Source organism: Streptomyces sp. NPDC060194 (assembly GCF_042728285.1).
Taxonomy (GTDB): Bacteria; Actinomycetota; Actinomycetes; order Streptomycetales; family Streptomycetaceae; genus Streptomyces.
Map to the genome: position 1 here is coordinate 1 of NZ_JBHWZH010000028.1, position 16,881 is coordinate 16,881.

Consider the following 16,881-nt stretch of genomic DNA (forward strand, 5'->3'; position numbering starts at 1 on the left):
CTTCCTTCGTACTCACCCTCTCGGGCTTTCCTCCGGGCTTTTCCCTTCGGTCTTGCGTCTCCGACTCTACCAGACTCTTTCGGGCCCGATTTCCTGTCAGAAACCTTTGTCTTCCCGGCCGTTGGGCCGGTCCGACGTCCCAAACTCTAGCGCTTTCCTCCGGCGACTCATAATCGAGTCTTTCGAATCGAATTCCGGGCACGCCGAAAAAGATCCGGTGGAGGAGGTCGAGCAAGAGGTGGGTGCCGCTCAGGCGGCTGAGACGCTGTCGCAGAACCGTTCCGGCTCCGTGACAACTCGAAGAACTCTACGCACCGGGCGCGGCGGAGTCAAACACGCAGTTCGCCGCTGTCAGTCGAGGTCGGTCAGCCGACCGCCGGCGTCCGGCTGGGCGTCCTCCACGCGGCGCAGCAGCCGGGTGAGGAGCTCGCCGAGCGTCGCGCGCTCGTCGGAGGACAGGTCCTGGAGGAGCTCCTCCTCGAAGACCGACGCGCGGCGCATCGCCTCCAGCCACTTGTCCCGCCCCTCACCCGTCAGCTCGACGATGACGCGGACCCGGTTGGCCTCGTCGCGCTCCCGCGTGACGAGGCCTTCGCCGACCATGCGGTCGATGCGGTGGGTCATCGCGGCCGGCGTGAGGCCGAGCCGCTTGGCGAGGTCGCTGGGGCCCATGCGGTACGGGGCCCCGGAGAGGACGAGCGCCTTGAGCACCTCGAAGTCGGAGTTGCTGACCCCCAGCGCGGCGGTCTGGCGCCCGTAGGCGACGTTCATGCGTCGGTTGAGACGGGAGATGGCCGAGACGACCTGCTCCACCTGCGGATCGAGGTCGCGGAACTCGCGCTGGTAGACGGCGATCTGCTCTTCGAGGCTGCGCTCGAGCGGGGTGTCACCCATGTCCCGAAGTATGACACGCGGTCGCTTGGCGTCGAAGTCCTTCAGCATGTACTGTTTAGCTTCGAAGTTTAGAGCTGAAGTCTTGAAGTCTGAGGGTCGAGGTAGGTGAAGTGACGAAGGCGATGGGTGCCGCGATGCGCCGGATCCAGATGGGGAACGCCCTGAGTGCGTTCGGTATCGGGTTCACCGTTCCGTTCCTGTACGTCTACGTGGCCGACGTGCGCGGTCTCGGGTCGAGCACGGCGGGTCTCGTGCTCGCCGTGTTCGCGGTGGCCGCGCTGGTGGTGCTGCCGTTCACGGGACAGGCCATCGACCGGCGGGGGCCGCTGCCCGTGCTGGTCGGGGCGGCGCTGGTGGCGTCGGCGGGGGCGCTGGTGCTCGGACTGTCGACGGGTGAGCCGGGGGTGCTGGCGGGCGCCGCGGTGCTCGGGGCCGGTCAGGCCGTCATGCAGCCGGCGCTCGCCACGATGATCGTCTGGTGCTCGACGCCCGAGTCCCGGACCCGGGCCTTCGCGACCCAGTTCTTCCTGGCGAACCTGGGGCTCGGCATAGGCGGACTCATCGGCGGCCTGCTCGTCGACGCGAGCGATCCGGGCAGCTTCGTGCTGCTGTTCTCCATCGAGTCGGCGATGTTCCTGGTCCTCGCGGGCATCGCGCTGACCGTCCGGCTGCCCCGCACGCCCCTCATCAAGGACGCGGTCAAGGCCGCCCCGGAGCAGGGCGGCGGGCTGCGCACCCTGCTGCGGCACCGGGCCATGGTGCAGCTGTGCGTCCTCGGTTTCGTCCTCTTCTTCGCCTGCTACGGCCAGTTCGAGTCCGGCCTCGCGGCGTACGGCGTCGAGGCCGCGGGGATCACCCCGCAGGTGCTCGGCTACGCGCTCGCCGCGAACACGGCGGTCATCGTGCTCGCCCAGTTCCTGGTGCTGCGGTTCGTGGAGCGGCGTCGGCGTTCGCGGGTGATCGCGGCGGTCGGCGTGATCTGGACGGTGGCCTGGTTGGTCGCGGGGCTCGCCGGCCTCGGGCACGGCAGCCAGGCGATGGCGACGACGGCGTTCATCACCACGTACGGCCTCTTCGGGCTCGGTGAGGCGATGCTGTCGCCGACCGTCGCCCCCCTGGTGGCCGATCTGGCTCCGGAGCAGCGGATCGGGCAGTACAACTCGGCGTTCGCGCTGGTCAAACAGCTGGCGTTGGCGATCGGGCCGGCGGTCGGCGGGCCGCTCGGGGCGGCGCTGCACGGGCCGTACATCGTGACGTTCGTGCTGTTCTCGCTCGCGATCGTCGTCCTGGGGCTGCGCCTGGGCGGGCGGCTGACCGCTGTCCAGGACCAGCCGTCGCTGGCGGCGTCCCGGGTGGTCGCCTCCGGTGCTCCCGCGCGGGAGGCCGCGGTGGGGGCGTCGGGCTGACGCCTCCGACCCTTGAACGCCCCCGACCCTTGAACGCCACCGCCCTCTGAAGGACGGCCCCCTCAAGGCCGGCCCGTTGGAGGCCGGCCCCCGGCACCCGACGGGATCAGGACGGCGCGCCGGGGAGCGCGAACTCGCACCAGACGGCCTTGCCGCCGCCCGGCGTGCGGCGCGAGCCCCACGAGGTCGCGATGGTGGCGACGATCGAGATCCCCCGGCCGGTTTCGTCCGCGGGCTCCGCGCGGCGCCGGCGCGGAAGGTGGTCGTCGCCGTCGGTGACCTCGATGATCAGCCGCCGGTCGGTGCGGCGCAGGCGCAGCCGCATCGGCGGGGTGCCGTGCTGGAGCGAGTTGGCGACGAGTTCGCTGGCGGCGAGGACCCCGAGGTCGTGCAGCTCGGTGGAGAAGCGCCAGGAGGCGAGGACGCCGGAGGCGAAGGCGCGGGCCCGGGGCGCCGCCTCGATGCCGCCGAGGAGTTCGAGCGCGGCGTTGTGGAAGAGCTCGGCGTCGGGGCCGGTGCGGGTGGGGTGCTGGAGGACGAGGACGGCGACGTCGTCGTCGTGCTCCGCGGTGACGCCGAGGGCGCGGATGAGGCGGTCGCAGACCACGTGCGGGTCGCCGGTGGCGCCGGCGAGGGCCGCCTCCAGGGCGGCGACGCCCTCGTCGATGTCCTCGCCGCGCCGCTCGACCAGGCCGTCGGTGTAGAGCACGGCGGTCGAGCCGGGGCCGAGCGGGAGCGAACCCGAGGTGTGGACCCAGCCGCCGGTCCCCAGCGGCGGCCCGGTGGGCTCGTCCGCGCGGTGGATGACGCCGTCCGCGTCGCGGACGAGGACGGGCAGGTGGCCGGCCGAGGCGTAGACCAGCCGGCCCTCGTTGGGGTCGTGGACGGCGTAGACGCAGGTGGCGATCTGGGAGGGGTCGATCTCGGTGGCCAGGCCGTCGAGGAGCTGCAGGACCTCGTGCGGCGGGAGGTCGAGGCGGGCGTAGGCGCGGACTGCGGTGCGGAGCTGGCCCATGACGGCGGCGGCGCGCACCCCGCGCCCCATCACGTCGCCGATGACGAGTGCCGTGCGGCCGGCGCCGAGGGTGATCACGTCGTACCAGTCGCCGCCGACGGCGGCCTCGGTGCCGCCGGGCTGGTAGGTGGCGGCGACGCGGAGGTCGTCGGGCTGCTCCAACTCCTGCGGCAGGAGCGAGCGCTGGAGGGCGACGGCGGTCTCGCGCAGTCGGCGCTCGCTGGCGCGCAGGCGCTCGGCGGCCTCGGCGTGGGCGGTGACGTCGACGGCGAAGACGAGCACGCCGGACTCGGTCCTGGCGGCGTCCGCGGCGGGGGCGGGCAGGACGGGGGTGCACGTGAACGTGTACGAGCGGCCGCCGGCGACCTTGCGGGACTTGACCGTGCGCGGTCTGCCGCTGCGCAGGACCTGGTCGAGCAGGGGCAGCAGGCCGAGTTCGGCGAGCTCGGGCAGCGCGTCGGCGGCGCGGGCGCCGGGCGTGCGGGGGCCGAAGGCGGCCTCGTACTCCGCGTTGACGTGGGCGATGCGGTGCTCGGGGCCCTGGACGAGGACGACCAGGGCGGGCACGCGGGCCAGGATGTCCTGGACGGTCAGGCCGTCCACGAGGAGGCCGTCGAGGGGGCCGGGGGCGGTCGTCGACGTGGCGAGGGCGGGTCCCGGGCCGTCCGCCGGACCGGTGCGGTCGGCGGGGGTGCTCGGGTCCTCCGGGCCGTGGTGCTCACCGCGGGCCGGCGGGACGGCTCCGTGGTCGTTACGCGCTGCGGCGCGACGCTGTGTTCCGGGGATCCGGGCGCTCCAGCGCGTGAAGTTCACTTCGAAGTACCTCGAACGGGCGGGGCGGCCCGTGGTGGGTCAGGGCTCAGGGGTCAGGGTCAGGCACCCGCGAACAGGAGCGGACAAGAGCGGTGCGGTGCGGGCCGGTTCGCGCGGGGTGGGGCCCGTACGAAGTCGGTCGGGGCCCAGTCTGGCCGACGGCACCGACAATATGCAGACGCCTCGGCATCCCGGGGAGTTCCGGACGGGGGTCAGGACGACTCCTTCGGGCGTTCCCTCCCGGCAGCCAGTTCGAACTCCGCACGCGGGTGCTCGAGCGAGCCCAAGGAGACGATCTCGCGCTTGAAGAGGCCCGAGAGGGTCCATTCGGCGAGGACGCGGGCCTTGCGGTTGGCGGTCGGGACCCGGCTGAGGTGGTACGCGCGGTGCATCAGCCAGGCCGGGTAGCCCTTGACCTTCCGCCCGTAGACGTGGGCGACGCCCTTGTGGAGGCCGAGCGAGGCGACGGACCCGGCGTATTTGTGCTCGTACTCCTTGAGGGGGCGGCTCCGGAGCGATGCGATGAGGTTCTCGGCCAGGATCTTCGCCTGGCGTACGGCGTGTTGCGCGTTCGGGGCGCACTCCGTCCCCGGGGCGGTCAGGTCGGGGACGGCGGCCGCGTCGCCGGCGGCCCAGGCGTGGTCGACGCCGTCGACCGTCAGGCGGGCCGTGCACGCGAGGCGGCCGCGGGCGTTCAGCGGGAGACCGCTCGCGGCGAGGACGGGGGCGGGTCGGACGCCGGCGGTCCAGACGACCGTGCGGGTGGGGAAACGCGAACCGTCGCTGAGGACGGCGACCCGGTCCTCGCAGGACTCCAGCCGGGTCTCCAGGCGCACGTCGACGCCCCGGCCGCGCAGCTCGCGGATCGCGTACCGGCCCATCTTCTCGCCGACCTCGGGGAGGATGCGGCCGGTGGCCTCGACGAGGATCCACCGCAGGTCCTCCGCCTTGACGTTGTGGTAGTACCGCGCGGCGTAGTGGGCCATGTCCTCCAGCTCGCCGAGGGCCTCGACGCCGGCGTAGCCGCCGCCGACGAAGACGAAGGTCAGGGCGGCGTCGCGGATCGCGGGGTCGCGGGTGGCGGAGGCGATGTCCATCTGCTCGATGACGTGGTTGCGCAGCCCGATCGCCTCCTCGACGGTCTTGAACCCGATGCCGTACTCGGCGAGGCCGGGCACGGGCAGGGTGCGGGAGACCGAGCCGGGGGCGAGGACCAGTTCGTCGTAGGGGATCTCGACGGAGCCGGTGCCGTCCTCGGGGGACGAGAGGGTGACGACGGAGGCCGTCCGCCGCGCGTGGTCGAGCGAGGTGACCTCGCCGATCACCAGGCGGCAGCGGCCGAGGAGCCGGCGCAGCGGGACGACGACGTGGCGCGGCGAGATCGACCCGGCGGCCGCTTCCGGCAGGAACGGCTGATAGGTCATGTACGGGTCGGGGGTGACCACCGTGATCTCCGCCTCGCCGGCCTTCAGCTTCCGCTGGAGGCACAGCGCGGTGTACATGCCGACGTAACCGCCGCCGACCACGAGAATGCGCGCAGGTTGTGTCATCACGCGTCCATGACGCACCCGCCGGGGGTTGCTTGTCCACAGGGTCGGCGATTTGTGTGACCGGTGGGAATTCCGGTGAGAGCGCTTGCAGAACGGTCTGGGGAAGGGCGTTCGGGCAGGTCGGGGGCGGTTTCGGCGGGTTTTCGCCAGCGGACGTTCCGGGCAGTTGGTATCCCCGCTCCGATGCGTGGACGGCCCGGGCGGAACTACCCCCTTCTTTCTTGACCGGGGCTCAACTATGTTCGTATCCGGTCGAGGTGTCGGGCGACGAGGCCTGCGCGTCGACGGCCAAGGGACGGGGAGTCTCCGGGGGGAGACGGTCATCACCGGGGGAACACGCATGCGCATTCACGATTCTCATTGGCCCACCGCCGTCACAGCGGGTGGGGGAGCGAACGCGGGCGGGAACGGGCGGGTGGCGGCGGGGGCCGGCACCGACCTGGTCCGCACCGCCCCGCTGCGGGTGGACGCCCAGCGCAATCTGGAGCACGTCCTGCGGGCCGCCCGCGAGGTGTTCGGCGAGCTCGGCTACGGGGCGCCGATGGAGGACGTCGCGCGGCGGGCCCGCGTCGGCGTCGGCACGGTCTACCGGCGGTTCCCGAGCAAGGACGTCCTGGTGCGGCGGATAGCCGCCGAGGAGACGGCCCGGCTGACCGACCAGGCGCGCACCGCGCTCGGGCAGGAGGACGAGCCGTGGTCGGCGCTGTCCCGCTTCCTGCGCACCTCGGTCGCCTCGGGCGCGGGCCGGCTGCTGCCGCCGCAGGTGCTGCGGGTGGGCGTCGAGGAGAGCGGCGAGCAGGCGGCGGACGCCGTCCGGGTCCCGCAGCAGCGGCAGGCGTCCGACGTGCCGGCCGCGTCGGCGGACCAACTGCCCGGCGAGCAGGGCCCGGAGGCCGCCGGCGGCCCGCAGGGCGCCGCGGCGGAGGACGACGGGGGCGCGGCGACGCTGCTCGACGTCGTGGGCCGGCTGGTGGACCGGGCGCGCGCCGCGGGGGCGCTCCGGGCGGACGTGACCGTGTCCGACGTGCTCCTGGTGATCGCCACCTCCGCGCCGTCGCTGCCGGACCCGGCGCAGCAGACCGCCGCCTCCACGCGGCTGCTCGACATCCTCCTCGAAGGGCTGCGGTCCCGGCCGGGGCAGTAGGCCCGACCCACCCGTTCGGGTGACGGTGGGCTCACCTGTTCCGGTGAGCCACCCCGGACGGGTGGTTGCGTGGCGGGACCACCCGGGCCCCGAGCCCGCTGTGGGACGCTCGGCACCGTGTCACCGGTGAGAGTGTGCTGCGCGCGTGGGGGCTTCCGCGATGGGCTTTGAGGAGCGGGACGACACCCCCGACGGGACGGACGACGCGGCCCGCGCCGTGCCGCAGCAGCGCGCGCGGGGCGGCGGGTCGGTGCTCCCGGGCCCGTGGCCCGGCGCCGTCTCCGACGCCGACCTGATCGGCCGGATGCGGGGCGGCGACGACACCGCCTACGAGGAGCTCTTCCGGCGCCACGCCGAGGCCGTCCGGCGGTACGCGCGCACCTGCTGCCGGGACGCGCACACCGCCGACGACCTCACCGCCGAGGTCTTCGCCCGGATGCTCCAGGCGGTCCGCGGCGGCTCGGGGCCCGAGCACGCCGTACGGGCCTACCTGCTCACCTCCGTGCGACGGGTGGCCGCGGGCTGGACGAGGTCGTCCCGCCGTGAGCAACTCGTGGACGACTTCGCGGTGTTCGCCGCCGACGCCGCCCGCGGGCACGACGCGTCCGACGACGACACCGTCGAACTCGGCGCCGACGTACGGGCGATGCAGCACGCCGAGCAGTCGATGGCGATGGAGGCGTTCCGCTCGCTGCCCGAGCGGTGGCAGGCGGTACTCTGGCACACGGCCGTCGAGGACGACGCCCCGAGCGAGATCGCCCCGCTGTTCGGCCTCGACGCCAACGGGACGCGCGTCCTTGCCAGTCGGGCCCGCGAGGGCCTGAAGCAGGCCTACCTCCAGGCCCATGTCAGCACCGCCCTGACCAGTGACGAGGAGTGCGCGAGGTACGCGGACCTGCTCGGCGCGCACGTGCGCGGACGGCTGCTCTCACGCAAGCAGAAGCATCTGCTCGCGCACCTGGAGAACTGCCCGAAGTGCTCGCTCGCCGCACTGCAGCTGGAGGAGATCGGGGCGGGCATCCCGGCGCTGGTGCCGGTCGCCGTCATCGGCTGGTTCGGAGCGGCGGGGTACTCGGCGAAGGCGCTGCTGCTCGTCGGCGGCGGGGCTGCCGGCTCGGCCGGGGCGGGGGCCGCGGCGGCCGCCGCGGGATCGGGCTCCGGGGGCGCGGCGGGGGCAGGCGCCGCGTCCGAGGGGCTCGGCGCGCCCGCGAAGGCGGCCATCGCGGCGACCGTCGTGGCCGCGACGGCGGTGGCGGCGTACGCGCTGCTCAGCGGCGACGGGACGGTACGCGACCGGGCCGATCCGAAGCCGCCCGCGGCGGCGCCGGCCGCCCCGCCGCCGTCACCCCCGCGGGAACGGGAGCGCCCGGGGGAGCCCGCCCCGGTCCGGGCGGCGCCCGCGCCCGCTCCGCAGCCCTCGCCGGCCGCCGTGTCCCCGCCCCCCGAACCCGTCCCGCCGGAGCCGTCCGAAGCCCCGGAGTCCCCGGAGCCCCCGGCGCCGCCGCGCCCGCAGCCCCCCGAGCCGACGCCGTCCCCCGCCCGCCCCGCGCCCGTACCCCCGCCGGCTCCGCCGTCGCCCGCTCCCCCGCCGCCGCCCGCCCCGGCCGCCTTCCACCTCGACGAGATCGGCTACGACCTGCCCGGCCTCGGCGACGGGACGAAGCCGGAGATCGTCATGGCGCGCAGCAGCCCGGTCTGGCAGCGCGGCGCGCTCGACATCGGCGGCACGCGGTACGCGCACGGCGTGACCGTGCAGGCCCCCTCCACCGTGACGATCGCGCTGAACCGGCGCTGCACCACCTACAGCGCGTCCGTCGGCGTCGACGACCTGACCCGGGGCCTCGGCGCGGCGCGGTTCTCGGTCTACGGCGACGGCGAGCGCCTCTACCGGTCGCCGCTGGTGCGCGGCGGGGAGCCCGCGGTGCCGGTGCGGACGGACATCAGCGGGCGGGAGACGCTGCGGCTGGTCGTCGAGCCGGGTCCCGGCGGGCTCGACGCGGTGGCGCTCGCCGGGTGGGCGGAGTCGCGGATCGCGTGCCCGTGAACGCGCGGCCGGTCCCAGGCCGCACCGCTCAGGCGCGCAGCGCGTTCCGCGGCTGCGGGGCCACCCCGCCGGGGACGGCCCGCTGGCGGGGCGCGGTGCCGGTCCAGCTGGTGACCCTGCGGTCCATCAGCCGCCGCAGCCAGACCTCCAGCGAGACCAGGTCGGCGAGCCCGTCGGCCGGTTCGCCCTCGGCGGCCGCGCGCAGCGCCTTGCGGACGACGCGGGCCTCGATCAGGCCGGTGTCGGCGAGGAGCGGCTGGTCGAACAGGGCGATCAGGCCGTCGACGGACGTCCGCAGCCCGGCCCGGTCGGCCGCGCGCCCCGAGGCGGAGGGCGCGCCGAACCCGGGCGGCAGTTCGGGGACGCCCGCGCCCTCCAGGACCCGGCGCAGGATGCTCGCCCGCGCGCCCGGCTGGACGCGCAGCGCCTCGGGCAGCGCCCGGCAGGCGCGGACCACCTGGTTGTCGAGGAAGGGGGCGTGCAGCCGCTGGGAGCGCACCTCGGCGGCCTGTTCGAGGACGCGGTGGTCGGCCGCGTACCGGGCGAGCGCCGCTCTGGCGCGGAGCTCGCCGGGGCGCTGCGAGGGGAGGCTGCCGCTCTGCCGCAGCCGCAGCGACACCTCGGCGAGCGCCTCACCGGTCAGCCAGCGGGCCGCGGGCCCCGGCCGGGCCCAGGCGAGCGCGGCGAGCGACTGGTCCAGCGGGCTCTGGCCGACGGGGTCGAGGCGGCGGCCGGCGAGACGGGCGGCGAGTTCGTCGACGCCGGTGCGGTGGGGCGTGCGGGAGAGGCGGCGGGCGGCGGCGTAGAGGCGGGCCGGGACCAGGACGGACGCGACGGAGCCGGTCGACGCCGTGGGCGAGGCGGAGCTGTCGGCCCGGGCGAGCGCCGCGACCGGGCGGACGATCTTGCGGCGGCGGCGGTCCAGGAGCAGGTCGGCGAGGCGGGCGGGGTGCGCGTCGAGGACCTGACGGGCCCCGTAGCCGGTGAGGTGGTCGGCGCTGCCCGCGGCGAGCCGGCGGCGGTGGCGGGCGGCGCTGGACAGCACGGGTGCGGGCTCGTCGGTGAGCGGGGCCTGCAGGTCGGCGAACGGCAGGGTGTCCTCGTCGCCGGTGACGACGACGTGGTGCAGCCGGGGGTTGGCGGCCAGCGCGGAGGCGCGTTCCAGTTCGCGGGCGGCGGCCGGGGTGCCGGGGACGGCGAGGTCGTTGAAGGTCAGCGCGAGCAGTCGCTCGCCCGCTCCGCCCGCGTGGCCGAGGAGGGAGCCGGCCCCGTACGGCAGGCCGGGCTGGCCCGGCAGGCCCGCGGCGAGCAGGGCGAGGGTGGCGGAGGCCGGGCCGCCGGTGAGGTCCGCGCCGATGCCGGGGACGGGCACGCCGCGCGCGGCGCGCCGGTCGGCGGGGCCCATGCCGGGGACCGGGCCGGGGTCGTAGGCGGGCGTCTCGGCCATGTGCCGGGGGGCCGCGAGGCGGGCGCGGACGGCCTCCACCAGCGCGTCGCGGACGCCCTCGACGGCCCGGTCGGGGTCGAGTTCGGGCGCGGCGACGGCGAGCGAGGCCACCTGCTCGTAACCGGCGACCTCCCGCGAGCCGTCGCGCAGGATCAGCGCGTGGCCCGGCGGGACGCGGTGCACGCCGACGTACGGGGTGGAGTCGCGGATCGCCTCGGGCACGTCGGGGCAGGCGAGGAGGGCGGCCAGGTAGGGGATGTCGAGCTGGGCCTCGACGAGGTCGGCGAGCGGCAGGGCGGCGGTGGCGTAGGCGGTGCCGCCGGACCAGGGGGTGTGGAAGACCGGCCGGGCGCCGGCGAGGTCGCCGGTGACGGAGATCCGGCGGCCGACCTGGACGACGGCGGTGTAGCTGCCGGACCAGGCGGTGAGGTGGCGCAGCGCGCCGCCGCGGGCGGCGATCAGGCCGATGCGCAGCTGGTCGTCGGAGGCGCCGCAGGTGCCGAGCACCGCGAGGCGGGTGTGGCCGTCGAGGGTGAGGACGCGGACCTCGTCGGGGCGCCAGTCGCCGACCGCCCACAGCGGGTCGGGGTCGCCCCACAGGAGCTGCGAGCCGACCGGCCGCACGGTGGTGCTGTCGGGTCGCTGACCGTACCCGTCACCGGAGACCGCCCGCGCTCTCGCGGTGGCACTGCTCCATCCCACCAACCACCGCATCGCCGCCTCCAGAGGCTTCCGGCACAGGTGCACGGGTCCGAGAGCCCCCTGCCGTAGGGGGAATCCCAGGCCCATGCTGCCACGAAGGAGGCGCACGGGAAGGGCCGCGGGGGCGCACGAACGACGCGGCGGGTGAGCCGAACACGCCCCTGGGGGGCGGCGATCGGTCCCGTCCTGCACGCTAATCGATGGTCATGTGCCGATCGGCGAACGGCGGTATTCGGCCAATTGCGGCCATACGGCTGGCACGTGCCAGTTGTCCGGCCGCGGGCGGGCACGGGGACGGGAGGCGTGTCCCCGAGGGCGCTCTCCGGACGCCGTACGGCCGTCCGGGCGCCTCATGCAACGCCTCTTCCCTGTAGGCATGTCGGGGGACGGCCCATGGTCCGGGAGGCGGTGTGCGCGCCTCCCGGACCGGTCCGCCGCCCGCGGGGATGTAGGCGGCGGCGTCCCCCAGCCCGCTGGACCCGTGCAGCGGGCCGACCCACACCGCCATGGAAGCGCTCCCTAGGAGGGTCGGTGAAGAGCGCACGGCCGGGCGCACGGCCACACGGGCGGAGCACGCCTCCTGGGGACGCCGTCCGCGAAGCGGCCTCCGCGGGGCGCCCGTCCGCACGCCACCGCGCCTTTGCGCGGGCCCTGTTCGCGGGGCGCAATCCCGCCATCCGGAAACGCGCCCCTTAACGCTTGGGAGGCGGCGAACTACGCTGTGTTTACGAATGCCCTGTGCGTATGCCACCGATGTCATGGCGTGCAGGTCAGCCGTCGGCGTGTCGAGGGGTGGCACATGTCCAGGGAGCAACGCGGGCCGAACGAGAAGCTCGGCGCCGTTCTCGCCCTCGCGGGGATCAGCAACGCGGGGCTCGCGCGGCGGGTCAACGACCTGGGGGCGCAGCGGGGACTGACGCTTCGTTACGACAAGACCTCGGTGGCCCGCTGGGTCGCCAAGGGGATGGTGCCCCAGGGGGCGGCTCCGCATCTCATCGCGGCCGCGATCGGCACCAAGCTGGGCCGGCCCGTGCCGCTGCACGAGATCGGCCTCGCCGACTCCGACCCCGCCCCCGAGGTGGGTCTCGCCTTCCCCAGGGACGTCGGCGCGGCGGTGAAGTCCGCCACCGACCTCTACCGGCTCGACCTGGCGGGCCGCCGCGGGGGCGGCGGCATCTGGCAGTCGCTCGCCGGCTCCTTCGCCGTCAGCGCCTACGCCACGCCGGCCTCGCGCTGGCTGATAACCCCGGCGGACCCGTCCGTGGAGCGGTCCCTGGAGCGCCCCGGCGCCCCGGCGGGGTCCGCGGGCCCCTCGGAGGACCCTTCGGGGGACGGCCCGCAGCGGGTCGGCCACAGCGACGTCGCCAAGCTCCAGGAGGCGGCCCGGGACGCCCGCCGCTGGGACTCCAAGTACGGGGGCGGCGACTGGCGTTCCTCGATGGTCCCGGAGTGCCTGCGGGTGGAGGCCGCCCCGCTGCTCCTGGGCTCCTACAGCGACGAGGTGGGCCGGTCCCTGTTCGGGGCGACCGCCGAACTCACCCGCCTCGCCGGGTGGATGGCCTTCGACACCGGCCAGCAGGAGGCCGCCCAGCGGTACTACATCCAGGCGCTGCGGCTCGCGCGGGCGGCGGCCGACGTCCCGCTCGGCGGGTACGTGCTCGCGTCGATGTCCCTGCAGGCCACCTACCGGGGTTTCGGCGACGAGGGCGTCGACCTCGCGCAGGCCGCCCTGGAGCGCAACCGCGGCCTCGCCACCGCGCGGACGACGAGCTTCTTCCGGCTCGTCGAGGCCCGGGCGCACGCCCGGGCGGGCGACGCGCCGGCCGCGGGGGCCGCCCTCAGGGCCGCCGAGAGCTGGCTGGAGCGCTCCCGGGAGGGCGACACCGACCCGTCCTGGCTCGCGTTCTACTCCTACGACCGCTTCTGCGCCGACGCCGCCGAGTGCTACCGCGACCTCAAGGCGCCCCGCCAGGTGCGCCGCTTCACCGAGCAGGCCCTGTCCTCGCCCACCGAGGAGTTCGTGCGCTCGCACGGCCTGCGGCTCGTGGTCTCCGCGGTCGCGGAGCTGGAGTCCGGCAACCTCGACGCGGCCTGCGCGGCGGGCGTCCGGGCGGTGGAGGTCGCCGGCCGCATCTCCTCCGCCCGCACCACCGAGTACGTCCGCGACCTGCTGCACCGCCTGGAGCCGTACGGGAACGAGCCCCAGGTCGTCGAGCTGCGCGAGCGGGCCCGGCCGCTGCTCGTCGCCCCCGCCTGACCGGCCGCGGAGGCCTGACGGCGGGCGGCGGGGGCACGTTGTCAGTGGTGGGGTGCAGTATGGGCGCAGGGCTCGGAACAGCGGGTCGCGGCGGGAGGTGAGGTATGTCGGGGAGCGCGCGGGGTCACGACTGCGACGTGGCGGTGATCGGCGGCGGCATCGTCGGCCTGGCCACGGCGTACGCCATCGGGCGGGCCGCGCCCGGCACCCGGGTCACCGTCCTGGAGAAGGAGGCGGGCCCGGCCCGGCACCAGACGGGCCGCAACAGCGGCGTGGTCCACAGCGGGATCTACTACCGCCCCGGCTCCCTCAAGGCCCGCTACGCGGTCCGCGGCTCCGCCGAGATGATCAAGTTCTGCGCGGAGTACGGCATCCCGCACGAGGTCACCGGCAAGCTCATCGTCGCCACCCGCCGCGCCGAGCTCCCCCGCCTGCACGCCCTCGTCCAGCGCGGCCGGGAGAACGGCATCCCGGTCCGCGAGCTGGGCCCCGCCCAGATCGAGGAGTACGAGCCGTACGTCACCGGGCTCGCCGCGATCCACGTCGGGTCCACCGGGGTCTGCGACTTCGGCGCGGTCGCCGAACGGCTCGCGGAGGCCTCGGGCGCGGAGATCCGCTACGGCGCGGAGGTCACCGCCGTCGCCCGGCGCACCACCGGGGTCGCGCTGCGGACCTCCGACGGGGGCACGCTGCTCACCCGGGCGCTGGTGAACTGCGCGGGGCTGCACTGCGACCGGATCGCCCGCCTCGTCGGGGACGACCCGGGGATGCGGATCGTCCCCTTCCGCGGCGAGTACTACGACCTGCTGCGGCCCGAGCTGGTCCGCGGGCTCGTCTACCCCGTGCCCGACCCCGCGTTCCCCTTCCTCGGCGTCCACCTCACCCGCGGCGTCGACGGGCACGGGGTGCACGTCGGGCCGAACGCGGTGCCCGCGCTCGCCCGCGAGGGGTACGGCTGGGGCACCGTCCGCCTTTCGGAGGCCGCGGCGACCGCCGCGTGGCCCGGGTCCTGGCGCGTCGCCCGCCGGCACTGGCGGTACGGGGCGGGCGAGATACGCCGCTCGCTGTCCCGGCGGGCGTTCGCCGAGGCGGTGCGGCGGTTGGTCCCCGCGGTCCGGGACGCCGACCTGCGCCCGGCCGGCGCGGGGGTCCGCGCCCAGGCCGTCCTCCGCGACGGGACCCTCGTCGACGACTTCCTCCTGCGCGAGTCCCTCCGCGCGGTGCACGTCCTCAACGCGCCGTCGCCGGCCGCGACGGCATCGCTCCCGATCGGCCGCGAGGTGGCCCGCCGGGTCCTGGCGATGCTGGCCTGAGCGGGCCCTCCCGTAAAATCGGCCCCATCGTGAACGAGCAGCCGAACACCCCCGCACGCCCCCGAGGGACCCCCCGCTTCCCGGAGGGGCCCGCACCGGACCCCGCCGGGTCGCACTTCGAGCGGCGGATCCGGAGCTTCCAGCCGCGGCGCAGCCGGGTGACGGCGGGGCAGGAGGAGTCGCTGCGGCGGCTGTGGCCGGCCTGGGGGCTGGACATCGACGGGCAGCGCGTGGTCGATCTGGACGCGCTGTTCGGCGGGCTGCCGGTGGTGCTGGAGATCGGCTTCGGGATGGGCGAGGCGACGGCGCAGATGGCCGCCGCCGACCCGGCGACCGGGATCCTCGCCGTCGACGTGCACACCCCCGGCCAGGGCAACCTGCTCGGCCTCGCCGACCGCGCCGGGCTGAGCAACGTCCGGGTGGCGAACGGGGACGCGATCATCCTGCTCCGCGAGATGCTGGAGCCGGACTCGCTCGACGGCCTGCGGGTGTACTTCCCCGACCCCTGGCCGAAGAAGCGCCACCACAAGCGGCGGCTGATCCAGCCCGAGTTCCTGGACCTCGCGGCGACCCGGCTGCGCCCCGGCGCGATCGTGCACTGCGCGACCGACTGGGAGGAGTACGCCGAGCAGATGCTGGAGGTCCTCGACGCCCACCCGGAGTTCGAGAACACCCGGCCGCCCGGCGGCGACGGCTGGGCGCCCCGCCCGGACTTCCGCCCGCAGACGCGGTTCGAGGGGCAGGGGCTGCACAAGGGGCACGTGGTGCGCGACCTGCTCTTCCGCCGCCGCCCGCACACCGACCGGCCCGCCCCGGAGCACACCGCACCCCGCTGACGCAACGCCCGGCGACGGTAACGCAACGAACACCGGGACCCGCTCGCGGCCCCGGTACGCACTCGTTAGGGTCGTTGGATGCCCGTGCCCGTGTCCCCGCCAGGTGTCCGCACCCGCGTCACCGCCGTGTGGCGCAGCCGAGTCGCGCGGGTGGGGGCGCTGGTCGTGCTGCTCGCCCTGTCCGGCGCGGTGATCCTCGCGCTGGTGCGGGAGCAGACCGGCACCCAGGGCTTCCTGGTCGGACTCGCCCTCGCGGTGACCCCCGTGCCGCTGCTCGTCGCCGCCTTCCGCTGGCTGGAGCGGGTGGAGCCGTCCAGATCCTGGCGCAACCTCCTCTTCGCGTTCGCCTGGGGCGCCTGCGCGGCCGCCCTCGTCGCGATCATCGCGAACAGCTTCGCGACGCATTGGATCGCGGTCGCCACCGCCGACCCCGCGGGCGCCGACCTGTGGGGCGCGACGGTGATAGCGCCGGTCGTCGAGGAGTCGGGCAAGGCCGTCGCCGTGCTGCTGCTGTTCCTCTTCCGCCGCCGCGACTTCACCGGCGTCGTCTACGGCGTCGCCGCCGCCGGGGTCACCGCCACCGGCTTCGCGTTCACCGAGAACATCCTCTACCTCGGCAACGCCTTCGGGGAGGACCAGCTCAGCGGACTCGGCGGCTTCGAGTCCGTCACCGCGGCCACGTTCTTCGTGCGGATCGTGATGTCCCCGTTCGCGCACCCGCTGTTCACCGTCCTGACCGGCCTCGGCTTCGGCTTCGCGGTGCTCACGCCGCTGCGGCACCGGGTCCGCCGGGTGCTGCTGCCGGCCGCCGGCCTGCTGCTCGCGATGGGCATGCACGCCGCGTGGAACGGCTCGGCGATGTTCGGGCAGTGGGGGTTCCTCGGCACTTACGCCCTGCTGATGGTCCCGGCCTTCGGCCTGCTCACCTGGCTCGCCGTCCACCTGCGCGGGCGCGAGCTGCGCATCGTCCGCGAGGAGCTGGCCGTCTACGCGACGGCCGGCTGGCTCACCCCGCCGGAGCCCGCCCTGCTCGGCTCGATGCGCGCCCGCGGCCTGGCCTACGGCTGGGCGTTCCGCGCCCACGGCGCGGAGGGCCGCACCGCGGTCCGGGAGTACGTGTCGTGCGCGACGCAGCTGGCGATCCTACGCCGGCGCACCCGGCGCCGCGCGCTCGCCGTCGGCCCCGAGTTCACCGCGCGCGAGCGGGAGCTGCTGGAGGCCCTGTGGCGGCGCCGCGAGCCCGCCCGGGCCGCACTGGCGCACGCCGCCCGCGCGACGGCCCCCGCCCGCCCCGCCCCCCTGCCGTACGTCCCCGCCCAGAGCGGCCCGGCGTACGGCTACGGGTACCCGGCCGCCCCGCCCCCCGGACAGCAGAAAGCCGCGTACCCGTACGGTCCCCAGCAGGTTCCGTACGGGTACGCGGCCCGTGATCCGTATCGCGCCTGATCGCGCGAGTGCGG

11 protein-coding genes are annotated in these 16,881 nt (G+C 75.3%); 7 read left to right on the forward strand and 4 right to left on the reverse strand.

What is annotated here, in order from left to right; all coding sequences use genetic code 11:
- Positions 1-351 precede the first annotated feature (351 nt).
- Positions 352-894: a MarR family winged helix-turn-helix transcriptional regulator gene (locus tag ACFWEG_RS08965; protein ID WP_387210988.1), complete on the reverse strand. Its 543-nt coding sequence runs from the start codon at positions 892-894 to the stop codon at positions 352-354.
- A gap of 122 nt (positions 895-1,016) precedes the next feature.
- On the opposite strand from ACFWEG_RS08965, the gene ACFWEG_RS08970 reads away from it, so the two are divergent.
- Complete coding sequence (locus ACFWEG_RS08970; RefSeq protein WP_387211104.1) at positions 1,017-2,300, forward strand: MFS transporter; 1,284 nt, start codon at positions 1,017-1,019, stop codon at positions 2,298-2,300.
- Between the two features lie 106 nt (positions 2,301-2,406).
- On the opposite strand, the gene ACFWEG_RS08975 is transcribed toward ACFWEG_RS08970, so the two are convergent.
- Positions 2,407-4,128 (reverse strand): SpoIIE family protein phosphatase, encoded by a 1,722-nt coding sequence (locus ACFWEG_RS08975; RefSeq protein ID WP_387210991.1) that lies wholly within the window; start codon positions 4,126-4,128, stop codon positions 2,407-2,409.
- A gap of 212 nt (positions 4,129-4,340) precedes the next feature.
- Positions 4,341-5,678 carry an NAD(P)/FAD-dependent oxidoreductase gene (locus ACFWEG_RS08980; RefSeq protein WP_387210994.1) on the reverse strand — a complete coding sequence of 446 codons (1,338 nt, stop codon included), beginning with the start codon at positions 5,676-5,678 and terminating at the stop codon, positions 4,341-4,343.
- Between the two features lie 340 nt (positions 5,679-6,018).
- Between ACFWEG_RS08980 and ACFWEG_RS08985 the strand changes: the two genes are divergently transcribed.
- Positions 6,019-6,822, forward strand: coding sequence for a TetR/AcrR family transcriptional regulator (locus ACFWEG_RS08985; protein ID WP_387210997.1), 804 nt, complete (start codon positions 6,019-6,021; stop codon positions 6,820-6,822).
- A gap of 160 nt (positions 6,823-6,982) precedes the next feature.
- Entirely contained in the window at positions 6,983-8,866 is a 1,884-nt protein-coding gene (locus ACFWEG_RS08990) for a sigma-70 family RNA polymerase sigma factor (RefSeq protein WP_387211107.1), read from the forward strand.
- Between the two features lie 28 nt (positions 8,867-8,894).
- Here ACFWEG_RS08990 and ACFWEG_RS08995 read toward each other — a convergent pair whose 3' ends face one another.
- Positions 8,895-11,027 (reverse strand): asparagine synthase-related protein, encoded by a 2,133-nt coding sequence (locus tag ACFWEG_RS08995; protein WP_387210999.1) that lies wholly within the window; start codon positions 11,025-11,027, stop codon positions 8,895-8,897.
- A 787-nt stretch (positions 11,028-11,814) separates the two neighbouring features.
- On the opposite strand from ACFWEG_RS08995, the gene ACFWEG_RS09000 reads away from it, so the two are divergent.
- From ACFWEG_RS09000 to ACFWEG_RS09015, 4 genes are all read left to right on the forward strand, one after another.
- Positions 11,815-13,272: an MFS transporter gene (locus ACFWEG_RS09000; RefSeq protein ID WP_387211002.1), complete on the forward strand. Its 1,458-nt coding sequence runs from the start codon at positions 11,815-11,817 to the stop codon at positions 13,270-13,272.
- A 104-nt stretch (positions 13,273-13,376) separates the two neighbouring features.
- The gene (gene lhgO / locus ACFWEG_RS09005) at positions 13,377-14,585 is read left to right on the forward strand and encodes an L-2-hydroxyglutarate oxidase (protein ID WP_387211005.1); all 1,209 of its coding nucleotides are present in this window, start codon (positions 13,377-13,379) and stop codon (positions 14,583-14,585) included.
- 29 nt (positions 14,586-14,614) lie between these two features.
- Positions 14,615-15,421 carry a tRNA (guanosine(46)-N7)-methyltransferase TrmB gene (trmB, locus tag ACFWEG_RS09010; RefSeq protein ID WP_387211008.1) on the forward strand — a complete coding sequence of 269 codons (807 nt, stop codon included), beginning with the start codon at positions 14,615-14,617 and terminating at the stop codon, positions 15,419-15,421.
- A 78-nt stretch (positions 15,422-15,499) separates the two neighbouring features.
- Positions 15,500-16,867 carry a PrsW family intramembrane metalloprotease gene (locus ACFWEG_RS09015; protein WP_387211011.1) on the forward strand — a complete coding sequence of 456 codons (1,368 nt, stop codon included), beginning with the start codon at positions 15,500-15,502 and terminating at the stop codon, positions 16,865-16,867.
- Positions 16,868-16,881: the final 14 nt, after the last annotated feature.

Bases quoted from the DNA above. Each gene is read 5' to 3' on its own strand.
- ACFWEG_RS08965 (WP_387210988.1), bottom strand. From the start codon at position 894: ATGGGTGACACCCCGCTCGAGCGCAGCCTCGAAGAGCAGATCGCCGTC.
- ACFWEG_RS08970 (WP_387211104.1), top strand. From the start codon at position 1,017: ATGGGTGCCGCGATGCGCCGGATCCAGATGGGGAACGCCCTGAGTGCG.
- ACFWEG_RS08980 (WP_387210994.1), bottom strand. From the start codon at position 5,678: ATGACACAACCTGCGCGCATTCTCGTGGTCGGCGGCGGTTACGTCGGC.
- ACFWEG_RS08985 (WP_387210997.1), top strand. From the start codon at position 6,019: ATGCGCATTCACGATTCTCATTGGCCCACCGCCGTCACAGCGGGTGGG.
- ACFWEG_RS08990 (WP_387211107.1), top strand. From the start codon at position 6,983: ATGGGCTTTGAGGAGCGGGACGACACCCCCGACGGGACGGACGACGCG.
- ACFWEG_RS08995 (WP_387210999.1), bottom strand. From the start codon at position 11,027: ATGCGGTGGTTGGTGGGATGGAGCAGTGCCACCGCGAGAGCGCGGGCG.
- ACFWEG_RS09000 (WP_387211002.1), top strand. From the start codon at position 11,815: ATGTCCAGGGAGCAACGCGGGCCGAACGAGAAGCTCGGCGCCGTTCTC.
- lhgO (WP_387211005.1), top strand. From the start codon at position 13,377: ATGTCGGGGAGCGCGCGGGGTCACGACTGCGACGTGGCGGTGATCGGC.
- ACFWEG_RS09015 (WP_387211011.1), top strand. From the start codon at position 15,500: ATGCCCGTGCCCGTGTCCCCGCCAGGTGTCCGCACCCGCGTCACCGCC.